This is a genomic window from Burkholderia sp. MSMB0856 (assembly GCF_001524645.2).
GTDB lineage: Bacteria > Pseudomonadota > Gammaproteobacteria > Burkholderiales > Burkholderiaceae > Burkholderia > Burkholderia diffusa.
On sequence record NZ_CP013427.1, the window covers coordinates 2,680,453 to 2,693,651 of the forward strand.

The window sequence follows — 13,199 nt, forward strand, 5'->3', positions numbered from 1 at the left end:
GTCGCGCCCGAATCTCCGTTCCGCCGCCACCGCCGGCCTTCCGCGGCCCGGCTGGATTGCTAATGACGAAAACAGATATCCATATTTGAAAAACTCCGGTGAATCGTAATAAACTCGCCTTATATTTCAAACGACTAAAAAATTCTGTTGATATGCGGAAGGGTTATAAATGAACCTGCACCAATTTCGCTTCGTGCGCGAGGCCGTCCGGCAGAATTTCAACCTCACCGAGGCCGCCAAGGCGCTCTACACGTCTCAACCGGGGGTGTCGAAGGCGATCATCGAGCTCGAGGACGAGCTCGGCGTGGAGATCTTCACGCGGCACGGTAAACGCGTGCGCTCGCTCACCGAGCCGGGCAGGATCATCCTCGCGTCGGTCGAGCGGATCCTGCAGGAAGTTGAAAGCCTGAAAAGGGTCGGAAAAGACTATGCGGCGCAGGATCAGGGCAACCTGACGATCGCCGCCACCCACACGCAGGCCCGCTATTCGCTGCCGGCCGCGATCGCCGAATTCAAGAAGCGCTTCCCGAAGGTGCACCTGTCGATCCTGCAAGGCAGCCCGACGCAGGTCGCCGAGATGGTGATCCACGACCAGGCCGATCTCGCGATCGCGACCGAGGCGATCGCCGACTACAAGGAACTCGTGTCGCTGCCCTGCTTCCAGTGGCATCACGCGGCCGTGGTCCCGGCCGACCACCCGCTGCTCGAACGCAAGCCGGTCACGCTGGACGATCTCGCGCAATACCCGCTGATCACATACGACGACGCGTTCGCCGGCCGCAAGAAGATCAACCATGCGTTCGCGCTGCGCGGGCTGTCGCCGGACATCGTGCTGGAGGCGATCGACGCCGACGTGATCAAGACCTACGTCGAGCTCGGCCTCGGCGTCGGGATCATGGCCGACATCGCGTTCAACCCGGAGCGCGACCGCAACCTGCGGCTGATTCCGGTCGGCCACCTGTTCGGCAGCAACGTGACGCGCGTCGCGCTCAAGCAGGGCGCCTACCTGCGCAGCTATGTGTATACGCTCGTGGAGCTGCTGTCGCCGACGCTGAACCGCAAGCTGATCGAACAGGCGCTCAAGGGCGAATCCGAATCGTACGAGCTTTGAAGGACAGGTATAAACACAGGGGCGCAAATCGCGCCCCTTTTTATTGCCCGACGGAGATTCCCGCATGACGCTTCCCGCCCTGTTGCGCCGCGCCGCCGGCGCCGCCCTCGTGCTCGCCTGCGCGGCCGCGCATGCCGATCTGAAGGTCGGCGTCGACCTGTCGTCGACCGGCCCGGCCGCCGCGATCGGCATCACCAGCAAGAACGCGATCCTGATGTGGCCGAAGACGATCGCCGGGCAGCCGCTGCAGGTGACGGTGCTCGACGACGCGTCCGACCCGGGCGCCGCCGTGCGCAACATCCGCAAGCTGGTCGACGAGGATCACGTCGACGTCGTGGTCGGGCCGAACATCACGCCGGCCGCGCTCGCGGCGCTCGACGCGGTGGCGGCCGCGCAGACGCCGATGATCACGCTGGTCGGCTCCGGCGCGATCGTCGAGCCGCAGGAAGGCGCGCGAACCTGGGCATTCAAGATGGCGCAGAGCGACAGCGCGATGGCCGACGTGATGACACGCTACATGGCCAACCACGGCGTGAAGACGGTCGGCTTCATCGGCTTCGCGGACAGCTACGGCGACAGCTGGCTGAATGAATTCACACGCTTCGCGGAAGTCCGCAAGATCCGCGTGATCGCGACGGAGCGCTTCAACCGCACCGACGCCAGCGTCACCGGCCAGGCGCTGAAGCTGATCGCGGCGAAGCCGGACGCGATCCTGATCGCGGGCTCGGGCACGCCGGCCGTGCTGCCGCAGCGCACGCTGATCGAGCGCGGCTACAAGGGCGCGATCTACCAGACGCACGGGATCGCGACGCCCGAATTCATCAAGCTCGGCGGCAAGGACGTCGACGGGACGCTGTTCCCGACCCAGCCGGTCGTCGTCGCGCGCACGCTGCCCGCCGACCATCCGGCCCGCAAGGCCGCGCTCGCGTTCGTCGATGCGTACGAAGCGAAATACGGCGCCGGCACCGTCACGCAGTTCGCGGGCGACGCGGCGGGTGTGTATCCGCGCCTCGCCGACGCGGTCGGCCGCGCGCTCAAGGCCGCGCAGCCCGGCACGCCGGCCTTCCGCGCGACGCTGCGGCGCGAGCTCGAGCGTGCGCACGAGCTCGTCGTGCCGAACGGCGTCGTCAACACCAGCGACAAGGATCACGTGGGGCTCGATCAACGCGCGAGCGTGATGGGGATCGTGAAGCACGGCCAGTTCGTCTATCTGAGCCAGTAACGCAAGGACGATCGCCGGACAGCTTGCCCGGTGCCCCGTTTTCCGCCATAATCCGCGTTTCGCCGCGCACAATCGCATGCGCGGCCAGGATCAAAGCCCAGGTGGTGAAATTGGTAGACGCAGGGGACTCAAAATCCCCCGCCGCAAGGCGTGCCGGTTCGATTCCGGCCCTGGGCACCAAACACGGTTCCAACGAGATCCGCGCACTTCCGAAAACCCGCGACAGCACAAGGCTCCGCGGGTTTTTTATTGCTTCCGTGATCCAAGCTGAGTCGTGGACAACCGGTGGTATTGGGTGGTATTTTTGGTGGCACCAGCGCAGCCTCTGTCCTTCTCCGATAGGAGATACCACCATGTCGCTCACCGACACTCAGGTCAGGAACGCCCGTTACAACCCGGGAGGGACCGGCAACCGCTTGTCTGACGGCGGTCGCATGTACCTGCAGCTTTCCCAGTCCGGCGCGAAATACTGGCGAATGAACTATCGCTTCGCCGGCAAAGACAAGACACTCGCGCTGGGCGTCTATCCAGACGTGTCACTCGCATCGGCACGCAAAAAGCGCGACGAAGCACGTGAGCAACTGGCTGCTGGCATTGATCCTGGCGAGGCCAAGAGAGCCGAAAAGCGCGCTACGCGCATAGCGCTAGCCAACTCGTTCGAAATCGTCGCCCGAGGCTGGATGGATGAGCGCAAGACGACGGTCGATCCAGCGCAGCACAAAAAAACGGTGGCTCGATTCAACAATGACGTGCTTCCGTGGCTGGGTAAGCGCCCGATCACAAGTCTTGACGCACCGGAAATCCTTGCTGTCCTGAAGCGCATTGACGGCCGCGGTGCGCGCTTTACAGCCCATCGAGTACGCAGCGAGATCAGTCGAGTCTTCCGGTATGCCATCAAGGAAGGGCTGTGCAAAACCGACCCGGCCAAGGATCTGATCGGCGCTATTCCATCGCCTGTTGAGAGGCACTTCCCGTCCATTACGGAACCCGTCAAGGTGGGGGAAATGCTGCGAGCATTTGACGGCTTCTCGGGCACGTTTCCGGTGCTTTGCGCGCTCAAGCTTGCGCCGATGCTGTTCGCGCGCCCCGGAGAACTGCGGCAGGCGGAATGGTCGCAGTTCGATCTCGACAGGGGAGAATGGCGCTATCTTGTCAGCAAAACGAGAACGGAGCACCTCGTTCCACTTGCCACACAGGCAGTCGTCATTCTGCGCGAACTGCATGCTCTGACGGGGCACGGCCGTTACGTATTCCCGGGCGCACGAAGCCATCTTCGCCCGATGAGCGAGGCAGCCCTCAATGCGGCGCTGCGCCGGCTCGGGTACGACACACGCACAGAGGTTACCGGTCACGGATTTAGGGCCATGGCCCGTACGATCCTACACGAAGAACTTGAACACAAACCTGAGGTCATCGAGCATCAACTCGCACATGCAGTTCCGGACAATCTAGGCTCAGCCTACAACCGGACGAAGTTCATTCGAGAACGACGGGCCATGATGCAGGAGTGGGCTGACTATCTTGATCAACTTAAATCAGGCAGCGCAGCCACTTCAATTTCCGTACAGTGATAACGGCACGCCTCAGACAGCAGCGGACGCAACGCCCCTAGTATGGCTCATGCTCGCGTCTACTGAGTATCACGTGTTGGAATCGGCGAGCGGCCACCACCCGTCACAAAGCGTTGCAGTCGATCCCAAGCGACCAGATAGCGATATTTGGGGATCGCTGCCAGTTGCTCATCATGCACGACCAACACGCGCTCCACGTCGGCCAGTTCGTCAGCCAAAAGGGTCCACGGCTCGCCGCGTTCAGCACGCGCAATACAGGCGTCCAAAACAGCTTCCGCTCGCCTATACAGATCTAAGTCTGAACCCGAAGCTGTCTCGCTTCGCATGAAGAACGCGAGATAGACAATTCGCAGCAGACAGATCGCCTGATCACAATCCCCGTTCCCGGAGCGAATCACGGCCAGCGCCATGTGATGCTCCAGCGACAACGATCGCACCTTCTCGGTCGATAGCGGCAATAACATCTCTTTCGGAAGCCCAGCGCGAGCATCACGCCGCGTCGCGCGTCCTCGGCTAGTAGCCGTCTTTCCCATTGCCAGAACCTCTGCTTACAAGTCACTCCCTGCCCTCATAATCCCACTTCAGACGCTTTTTCGGGTCCTTCGTCATTTCCAGGAAAGCACAATTGGGACACCAACGCCCCTTGTTCTTGACGTTCGCCGGTGACGACTGCCAGACATGCCCTCGATGGCACTGCCAAGTCAGTTTCACGTGAACACCCTGGTATCCCTCAGACAAACATAACCCACCGCGATCCTTCGCGATCGCCTGCATGGTCTCAAGCGTGAGACGGCGCGCAAGACCCGCACATTGGGGACACCAATGTCCGTGCACCACCATTTGTCCGGACGCCTTCCACCGATGGCCTTTTGCACACTCGAACGGGTAATGATCACGACTACGCGTGTACTTTGCCGCCAGGCACCGACCACCGTGCTGCCGAGCAATAGTCTCCAATCTCTTGAGCCCATCGGTCAAAATATTGCATTGCGCCGATTTCACTCGCCCGCATTCCGGGCACCATTTGCCTCTGCGGATCAGTTCGCCGGTCGTCTCCCACTCGTGCCCGTCGACGCACCGTAGTCGGTAACGTTCAGATAGCCCCCTGAACGGCCCATTGAGAAGCTCTCCGCTCCGGCTAGCGATAGCATTCAGCCAACGCGCTTCCATGTCGTCTGCTTCGCACGCCTCGCAACGAGCTTGCTCGCCTCGATACAGTAGCGACATTGCATTGCGAGTAAATTGATGGCCTTGCTCGCATTCGAATTCATACCGCTCGTTGTAGCCGGCCCAGGTGCCAGAGAGACATCGCCAGCCCAGTGCCGTAACTGCGGCATGCAACCGCTCAAACGCTACCGCACCCGCTTCGGCGAATCGACATGCTGTACACCATGTCCCGCCCAAGATCGAACCGGCAAAGCTTTGCCACTCATGGCCCGCTGCACAACGAAACCGGTATCGTGACATCAGGCCCGTATATTTTTCGCTTAGACAAGCACCGCCTCTTGACGCCGCCGCGGCCTGCAATCGCTGGAGGCCGTCGGACCTACGCTGTTGTTCGGCACTCTGCCTTCTCGCGCAATGCGGACACCAGTGACCGTCTAAAATAAGGTTCATCGCAGAAAACCGTGGAGGGTTTTCGAGCGATTGCATAATCTGACACCTGATTCTAAGGATGTCGGAGGGGGCAATTGCTCGATAGAAAGGCACTTCAGGCATTGGGCTGCTGGACCGGCTATCGGTTGGAGCGTGTGGAATGGCCGCAAGGAGAAGAGCGCACGCTATCGCTGCATTTGAAGCCGGTCAGCAAGGTGATGTACTGCGAGCAATGCGGTGCACGGTGCAATCAAATCCACGAGACGATAGTTCGCCGCGTGCGCGATCTGCCGCTGTTCGAATACCGAGTAGTGCTGCACGTCCCCCGCCGCCGGGTCTGGTGCGAACGCTGCGGCGGTCCACGACTGGAGAAACTGGCGTGGCTGGGCCGTTACCAGCGAGTGACGGAGCGATTTGCCAAGGCCTGCGAGAAACTGCTGCAAGCAGCCAGCGTGCAGGCAGTGGCGGCCTTCTACGATCTGGGCTGGCACACGGTCAAATCGATTGACAAGATGCGCTTGCAAGCGCGTGTGGCTGAGCCGGACTGGTCGACGATCCGTTATCTTGCGATGGACGAGTTTGCACTCCATAAAGGCCATCGATATGCCACGGTGGTGGTCGATCCGATCGGCCGGCAGGTGCTCTGGATTGGATCGGGACGCTCACGCGAGACGGCCCGCGCCTTCTTCGAGCAGCTTCCTGAGGGTGTCGCCGAGCGCATCGAAGCAGTCGCGATCGACATGACCACGGCCTACGAGCTGGAAATCAAGGCGCAGTGTCCGCAGGCCGAGGTGGTCTACGACCTGTTCCACGTCGTGGCCAAGTACGGGCGCGAGGTGATCGATCGGGTGCGAGTGGATCAGGCCAATCAGTTACGCCATGACCGGCCGGCCCGCAAGGCATTGAAATCCAGTCGCTGGCTACTGCTGCGCAACCGCCACAACCTGAAGCCCGAGCAGTCCGTGCATCTGAAGGAATTGCTGGCTGCCAATCAGCCGCTGCTGTGCGTCTACGTGCTACGCGACGAACTCAAACAGCTCTGGTTCTACCGAAAGCCTGCCTGGGCGGAAAAGGCCTGGGAACACTGGATCGAGCAAGCCCGGCAAAGCGGGATTGCCGCGCTACAACTGTTCGCGCAACGCCTGCAGGGTTACTGGCACGGAATCCTCGCCCGCTGCCGCCATCCGCTCAATACCAGCGTCGTCGAAGGCATCAACAACACCATCAAGGTCATCAAGCGTCGGGCCTACGGGTACCGCGACGAGGAATACTTCTTCCTCAAAATCCGCGCCGCGTTCCCCGGTAATCCTCGATGAACCTAAAATAAACCCGCCCTTGGTCTGCCAGCGATGACCGTACGAACACTCCAGTTCGTAGATCGCCGCCCTACCGACATATTCCGTCGCCAGACAACGACCGCCCTTGCGCTGTGCCGCTTCCTGCAAGCGTGCAAGTCCGTCATGGTCCAATAGGCGCGCGGAATTGGCTTCCGCCACGCAGCGTCGGCACCAATGGCCGGCAACGATATGCTGTCCCAGCGCCTCCCACTCATGCCCGTCCGCACAGCGGAAGCGGCATCGCCTCGCTACGGTCGTGAATTCGTCCCCTACAAGCTCCCCTCCGCGCTGCCGGACTATTTCCATCCATCGCTCGCGCAGAGCTTCCCGCTTACATTCGGGACATGCGGTCGCATTTTTATACAGGACGGACGTCGCAAGCCGCTCGAACTCATGCCCATTCGAACACCGGAAAAGGTAGTTCGCCTGTGCCCCAGCCCATGCAGTCGTCACAAGTGTGAGCCCCGCCGCCTTCGCAACCTCTACCGTATGTTTAAACGCCTCTTCAGCTGTACGCGCCATGATCAATGGAGCCTTATGCTCAAGCTGTAATGAAAACTCATTGAATCAGCGCACTCACGGCATCGATACCGACCGCCGATGTGTCGATACGCGAGCCCTCAATGGGAGTCTGATAATGCGTGACGATCACGCGCTGAAACTGCTGCCATGCGTCCGCGAATCGATACGCGGGGGCGGCAGCGAGCTGAGCATCATACAAGAGCAAGATGCGCTCGACGGCCGCAAAATCCTCGTCCTTCAAAACCCATCGCTCGCCGTTGAGTGCTCTGGTCACGCACTGCTCTACGATAACCTCTGCGATACGAAACTGCTCGATGTCGGCCCCCGCTACTGTCACGTCACGCAGGAAATACGAAAGATAGACGATCTGCGCGAGTCGGCCGATTTGAACCGCATCTCCTTGGCCGCTGCGCAGAACGGACAATGCGACATGACCTTCAAGCGACAGCGTTCGAATTGTATTGTTCGACATCGGCAAAAGCTGCTCCTTGGTGAACGGCTTACGCGTTGTTCGACGGTGAGAGTTTCGAGCCATATCAGTCAACCATGCAAATTCTTATCAATCTTTACAGCGGGGCATTCATCGATAACAAAGGGAATCCTCTCGTCGTTTTGAAGAAACAACTGAGCGACCGCCTACGTTGCAACGCTCGTCGGCATGCGTTCAACTTTCGTCATGGCGCCCCACTCGCGGCCATCGATTTCCCGCAAAGCTCGAGGAACGCCATCAATCACCACTGTCGCGTCGAACACCTGATGTACGGCATTCCGACCGCAGAATTCAAATACCGCGTTTCCTCATGTCTTCTGCCGAACGGTCTTCTCCTGACGAGGCAGAGTTGAGGCTGACCGCGACTTTTGCTGATCAAGAACGCCACGGTCGACGCGAGCAAATGCCGCGATCGGATCTGAGGACGACTGACGCGCCGCACGATCTGGTTGAGCATGGGATCGCGGAGATGACGCTTGTGGCGTCAATTGCTTTACCGATCGCGCCTTGCTTGGTGGGCTCTTGCGTCCCGCCGCCAAACTCTTCAACTCGCCTGGACTCACCCAGGTCTCCCGATACTCAGCGAATGCCGTCGTCGTCGACAGCACCAGCAGACTTCCGATTACTACGTTGCGCATTTTCGGTGCCGATATTTTAAAATTGAAGGTGTCGACCAACCACCACGCGAGCCTTACCGGACGCACCGTTCGCCTCAGTTCCAGTCCATTCCGTAGTCAGCAACGCGAGTCCGGTCGCCTTCGCAAGCCCTGCCATGCATTTTAGGCTTCGACAGTCAACCGACCCATATGCAAACTACCTCGCGATCTTGAAACGAGCCGCCGATGCACGATTGCGGGCCGGATGGCGCGGCGCGGGTTTTCGTAGATGAGAGCCAAGTGGGCGGTCGCTCCCGACAGCCGAGTCCCGCTCCGTACATTCAGAATCGAATCGCGTGCGAAGCGACGAGAAATCGCACGCGGCCGGCACCGCGAGTTTCTGGACGCATACCCCGCCGCACAATGCATCGCACCGCCGATCTTTACCTCTTCAGACGGACGACATACACACCGGCTGCCTGCGCGCTGGTGCTCAGACTATAGTTCGGCGAGTTCGCATACGATGCCCCCTGCACCAACGGCTTGTAGACCGTCTCCCCGCCCGAGCTGTCCGCAAGCTCGATCACCGGCGGATTCGGATTGGGCGTAACGTTGGTCGTGAAATTCAGCGTCAGTGTCGCAGACGCCATCGAATGAAGGTCGCCCTGGCGCACCTCAATTTGATAAATATAATTCGCTATCGCGCCAACAGATGAAGGATCAGCCTTGCCGAGGCACACGGTCAGATCACCCGTTTGGCCGTTTGCAGGCGTCTTGAGCGTCAACGTCGCGATACCGTCGTCAGTCGTGAGATTGATGTTCGTATTGGCAACCACGTTGCTATTCGAGATCGTTAACTTCTTGTAGCCGTCCGTGCACGCCAACGTTGTCGTTGACGACGTCGACGAGCTTTGCGAGGTCGAACTGGTCGAACTGCTTGTTGCCGAACTTCCACCGCCGTCGCCGCCACCACACGCTGCTAACAGAACCGCCGACCCCATCAAACCCGCCAGCATGAGTTTCTTTTTCATTACTTTCCCTCTTAATTGTTAAATAGACCTAACAAACTACGTCACCCGATCGACTTGGCCCAAATCGCTCGGTGCGATCCCAGCATGAAAAGGTTCAGCAGCGACACCCGCCACACAAAAGTGCCTCGACCCCGAGGAAACCTAGACACGACCAATCGACTTAGAACTGCGTAGATACCTGGAATCCAACCGTGACGCGCGCGGTCGTGAAACCCGATGGGTTGTAAACGGCCGTGCCCGCAAAGACGTCATATGCGTATCCGGCAAGCCTGCGTCGATACGCTGCGATCGTCATATGTGTCCCACCGCAGTAGACATATGCAGATCTAAGTCCGCCGACGGAGACAGAATCATGCTCATATGCCGCCGGAGGAATGCGGTCAGGTCCCGATCCTCCGCATCGACGGCAGGCGTCTTACTGCACAACGAACGCCGAGACGTAGCGCCAGACGCACTTATAAGTCGCCTGTCGGCGGGCCGTTCAGAGTTCAACCGCCAACTGTCCCCGTAATCCCGTAACTCGGGTCTCGAGCACAGCCATATACGAAGCTCGGGTTACAGCGCTCAACGAGCGTATGCGCAACGCGCTTTGCTGCAACGCTCCCATCCATGTCGTTCGCTTCCCCCGTTCCGATCGGCTTATTTCGTCCAGTCCGGTAGAGGTTCAGGTCGTAGGCGACGATCGTAAGCGGCCGTTGTCCCGATGATTGAAGAATCGATTTGAAGATGGGCTTGCCAACGTAGAGCGCATAGGTTGCACCCAAAGCTATGGCGTCCCGGTCGCGAACCTCCTGCGTCGGCGGCTCCTCGGTTGTCACGGATACGATCCTTGCTTTGATGCCTTCCGCGGAAATTGCCGAGGCAATCGCCGCGTTGAATTTGTTGCACATGTCAAGCAAGTGATTCATCCTCCAACGGCGGTTCTCGTACTTGATTTCAACGGTATCCCAGACGTATTTCGATAGTGTGCCGTCAAGTTGATAATTGCCGCATGACTCGACGTACACCACAACGGGCGTGACCTTTTGCTCGCGTGGAAGGTCCGCCATGTTCGAAGCGCAGCCGGCGAGTGTCGCTGCTACCGCCACGAGAACCAGCGCGGCTCTTTGTTTTGTCGACTTCAAAGCATCCTCCTCTTTTTTGCTGTGTTGAAAGTCCGCAAGAAAGACTTCATGTCATCGACGTCAGAAAAAGTGGTCAAAATTGAGCCGTCACTTGGAATCCAACTGTGACACGCGCGGTTGGGAAGCCCGACGGTTTGTAAACCGGCGTACCCGCGAACAGGTCGTACGCGCATGCGCCGAACCGTGTTCCCATGCTGCCCTTCACGCCGATGACCGCCCCCGCCAATTGCGTACCGACGAGCGCGATCGGTTGCGGTCCCCACACGCGGCCATAGTCCAGCCCTGCGTATATCGCTTGTCCCGTTTGACCGATCGGCATTTGCAATTCGTTGCGCCAGTAGAAGCCGCGCGCCGCCGCCAGCATCGTCTCTCCGTCGAAACCGCGCACGGTGTACCGGCTGCCGATCGTCATGTCGTCGAGGTAGTACAGGGTGTCACCGGTGTACTGGCCGTGAAACGTGCCGACATAGCGAAACGGCTGCTTGCTGATCTCGAACGGCACCGATAGATTCGCGTCGAGCACGGCCATCTTGAAGCGATACGTCGGGCCGCCTGTCGCCAGCGTGTCGTTCTGCGCGCCGAATCCGCCGACGCCCTGGCGATATGCGAGCGAGCCGTCGAGCTGCGCGCCGTCGAAGTAGTGCCGATCGGTCAGGCCCAGCTCGATGATCGTATTGTTGCGGCGCTGCTGCGAAATCTCGGTGTCTTCAATGAAGCTTTTCCCGAACCGGCGCGACAACCGGAAATACCCGCCCAGCACGTCGTTCTGGCTGCGCGCAATCACACTGGCCAGCTTGAAGTCCACCGTCTTCGAATTACCGCTCGCGACGAACGTCTGGTTCACGCCCGCGATCTGCTGATAATAGGTGTTCGTGCTTGCGGACAGTGTGGCTGTCCAGTAACCCCATGGAATCGAGTAGAAGCTGTTCCAGCCGTGCGAGCCGAGGCGGTTGTCGCCGAACTCAAGGTCCTGGCTCACGCCGACGTTGAATATGTCATTCAGGCCGAGCGGGTTGTCGATGCCGACTGACAGGTTGCCTTGAAGCTTGCCCGTAGCGCGCGTGCCTGAATTATCGATCGATGCGACAACGGTCCACGGCTTACCGCGTTTCACGTCGAGCACCACGTCGCTTTCGCCGGGCAACTCGCCGGGAACGATCTGCATCGAGACGTCCTGACTCGTCACGCGTTTCATTTGCTCGATACCTTGCTCAAGGTCGCGCAAGTTCAGCACTTCGCCATCGCCGGTCGGGAACGCGGTTTTCCACGTGCCGCGCAGCTTTTCGTCGGCGAAGCGGACATGACGAATCACGCCGGGAATCAATGACAGTTTGAGCGTGCCGCTCGACAGGTCTTGCTCAGGGACGAGCACGCGCGTGGTGACGTAGCCGCGTGCCAAAATCGCCTGAGACAACCCCTTGACCAGCACGTCAACGCCTTGCTTGCCGACGCATTGCCCAGCGTAGTGGTTCAGCCATTCGCGCGCGAAGGCGAAGCGATCCATCGGCAGGGCCGACGCGCCTTGCGCCTTCTCGGCGTCAGGCAACGAGGCCGGCACGTCGAGCGTGAAGCGGTCGATGCGAAAGCACGGCGTTTCAGTTGGAAGCACGGGATACGCTTCAATCTTCGGCACGTCCGAGCGCACGGAAGGGGCGCGCACAGTCGCGTCGCGCTGCTGCGCGTCGCGTTGTTGCTGTGCCTGCCGATCCTGTTCCGCATTTGCGCGCGCGGCGGCGGCTTGGTCTGCAGGTGTCGGAGCCTGCTGCGCGTGTCCCCCGAGCGACATCAAGGCTGTGAATGGCAAAGCCACCAGCCGATTCCTTATTCTCATTATCAACTAACCCCTGATTCAGCCTGCTACATAAACGTTGAGAATGCACGCCGTCTTATCAGCTGCGAAAGCGTGCATCTCGAATGCACACCGACTACAGTGGCGCTAGCTCCGCCGCAAAACTGCTGCTTTCTGTAGCGCACTGCCACATCGACTTTGATAAGCCTCTGGGTACAGCCAACGCTCGTGGGCTTTCGTGTTTCGCTTCCAGGCTCTATGCCAACCAAGACCCTCTTTTCTAGAGGAGCATTCCGACGGCAACATCTCACTCTCGCGAGCACAACCACAAGGGCGCCACAACAAGAATTTAAACCCGTCGATGCATCGATTTACAAATATCAATCATCCAGCCAGTCCCGGACCGGATTTCTATTTCTTTCGAATTTATATTCACCATTATTTTTAACATATGACGAAACTATTTCCGGCCTGACATCGACATCCACATACCGGCCGCTTCCCCTGTCAGGCTCTATGCATATGTTTTCTGCCCTCAAAATCCAGGGCAAACAACATTCCACAACGGCACTTATTTTTGCCCGATAAAATATAAGCGACCATCCACCGCCCAAGCTCGGAACTTGTTCCAAAAGTGGATACATGATATTTCCGTTGGCGATCTTGACCCTATAAGGGTATTCATAATTTTCAGGCCAATGATCTCCCAAGATGAACAAGCCATCGCTTGTATCAACCAGCCAGCCGGATACTTCAACACGATCACCAGGCTTCAGGCTCCGCGAATCTAGCAAATCTTTCACGTCCATG

Annotated in this window: 11 protein-coding genes and 1 tRNA gene; 6 read left to right on the top strand and 6 right to left on the bottom strand. The window is 59.3% G+C overall.

The window, feature by feature from the left end; genetic code table 11:
* Positions 1–169 precede the first annotated feature (169 nt).
* The 4 genes from WS87_RS13775 to WS87_RS13790 all read left to right on the top strand — a co-directional run bounded on the left by WS87_RS13775 (position 170) and on the right by WS87_RS13790 (position 3,904).
* Complete coding sequence (locus WS87_RS13775; protein ID WP_009689198.1) at positions 170–1,111, top strand: CysB family HTH-type transcriptional regulator; 942 nt, start codon at positions 170–172, stop codon at positions 1,109–1,111.
* Between the two features lie 64 nt (positions 1,112–1,175).
* Positions 1,176–2,333, top strand: a complete 1,158-nt coding sequence (locus tag WS87_RS13780) for an ABC transporter substrate-binding protein (protein ID WP_059820235.1) — start codon at positions 1,176–1,178, stop codon at positions 2,331–2,333.
* Between the two features lie 95 nt (positions 2,334–2,428).
* Positions 2,429–2,513, top strand: a tRNA-Leu gene (locus WS87_RS13785).
* Positions 2,514–2,686: 173 nt separating this feature from the next.
* Positions 2,687–3,904, top strand: coding sequence for a tyrosine-type recombinase/integrase (locus tag WS87_RS13790; RefSeq protein WP_059820234.1), 1,218 nt, complete (start codon positions 2,687–2,689; stop codon positions 3,902–3,904).
* A gap of 59 nt (positions 3,905–3,963) precedes the next feature.
* Here the strand turns inward: WS87_RS13790 and WS87_RS13795 are convergent, their stop codons facing one another.
* Entirely contained in the window at positions 3,964–4,368 is a 405-nt protein-coding gene (locus WS87_RS13795; protein WP_082750729.1) for a hypothetical protein, read from the bottom strand.
* Positions 4,369–5,595: 1,227 nt separating this feature from the next.
* Between WS87_RS13795 and WS87_RS13810 the strand changes: the two genes are divergently transcribed.
* A complete protein-coding gene (locus tag WS87_RS13810) occupies positions 5,596–6,816 on the top strand; it encodes an ISL3 family transposase (protein ID WP_059819742.1) in 1,221 nt (406 codons plus the stop codon).
* A 580-nt stretch (positions 6,817–7,396) separates the two neighbouring features.
* Here the strand turns inward: WS87_RS13810 and WS87_RS13815 are convergent.
* The gene (locus WS87_RS13815; RefSeq protein ID WP_236873191.1) at positions 7,397–7,831 is read right to left on the bottom strand and encodes a hypothetical protein; all 435 of its coding nucleotides are present in this window, start codon (positions 7,829–7,831) and stop codon (positions 7,397–7,399) included.
* 74 nt (positions 7,832–7,905) lie between these two features.
* Between WS87_RS13815 and WS87_RS33605 the strand changes: the two genes are divergently transcribed.
* Positions 7,906–8,202 carry a hypothetical protein gene (locus WS87_RS33605; RefSeq protein WP_159085675.1) on the top strand — a complete coding sequence of 99 codons (297 nt, stop codon included), beginning with the start codon at positions 7,906–7,908 and terminating at the stop codon, positions 8,200–8,202.
* Positions 8,203–8,888: 686 nt separating this feature from the next.
* On the opposite strand, the gene WS87_RS13820 is transcribed toward WS87_RS33605, so the two are convergent.
* The 4 genes from WS87_RS13820 to WS87_RS33610 all read right to left on the bottom strand — a co-directional run bounded on the left by WS87_RS13820 (position 8,889) and on the right by WS87_RS33610 (position 13,198).
* Positions 8,889–9,476, bottom strand: a complete 588-nt coding sequence (locus WS87_RS13820) for a hypothetical protein (protein WP_082750746.1) — start codon at positions 9,474–9,476, stop codon at positions 8,889–8,891.
* A 488-nt stretch (positions 9,477–9,964) separates the two neighbouring features.
* Positions 9,965–10,600, bottom strand: a complete 636-nt coding sequence (locus WS87_RS13825; RefSeq protein WP_159085676.1) for a hypothetical protein — start codon at positions 10,598–10,600, stop codon at positions 9,965–9,967.
* A gap of 73 nt (positions 10,601–10,673) precedes the next feature.
* Entirely contained in the window at positions 10,674–12,431 is a 1,758-nt protein-coding gene (locus tag WS87_RS13830; protein ID WP_059820534.1) for a ShlB/FhaC/HecB family hemolysin secretion/activation protein, read from the bottom strand.
* 338 nt (positions 12,432–12,769) lie between these two features.
* Positions 12,770–13,198, bottom strand: a complete 429-nt coding sequence (locus WS87_RS33610; protein ID WP_159085677.1) for a hypothetical protein — start codon at positions 13,196–13,198, stop codon at positions 12,770–12,772.
* Between the last annotated feature and the right edge of the window lies 1 nt (position 13,199).

Coding starts and splice junctions, on each gene's coding strand:
- WS87_RS13775 (WP_009689198.1), top strand. CDS start 170: ATGAACCTGCACCAATTTCGCTTCGTGCGCGAGGCCGTCCGGCAGAAT.
- WS87_RS13780 (WP_059820235.1), top strand. CDS start 1,176: ATGACGCTTCCCGCCCTGTTGCGCCGCGCCGCCGGCGCCGCCCTCGTG.
- WS87_RS13790 (WP_059820234.1), top strand. CDS start 2,687: ATGTCGCTCACCGACACTCAGGTCAGGAACGCCCGTTACAACCCGGGA.
- WS87_RS13795 (WP_082750729.1), bottom strand. CDS start 4,368: ATGTTATTGCCGCTATCGACCGAGAAGGTGCGATCGTTGTCGCTGGAG.
- WS87_RS13815 (WP_236873191.1), bottom strand. CDS start 7,831: ATGTCGAACAATACAATTCGAACGCTGTCGCTTGAAGGTCATGTCGCA.
- WS87_RS33605 (WP_159085675.1), top strand. CDS start 7,906: ATGCAAATTCTTATCAATCTTTACAGCGGGGCATTCATCGATAACAAA.
- WS87_RS13820 (WP_082750746.1), bottom strand. CDS start 9,476: ATGAAAAAGAAACTCATGCTGGCGGGTTTGATGGGGTCGGCGGTTCTG.
- WS87_RS13830 (WP_059820534.1), bottom strand. CDS start 12,431: ATGAGAATAAGGAATCGGCTGGTGGCTTTGCCATTCACAGCCTTGATG.
- WS87_RS33610 (WP_159085677.1), bottom strand. CDS start 13,198: ATGGACGTGAAAGATTTGCTAGATTCGCGGAGCCTGAAGCCTGGTGAT.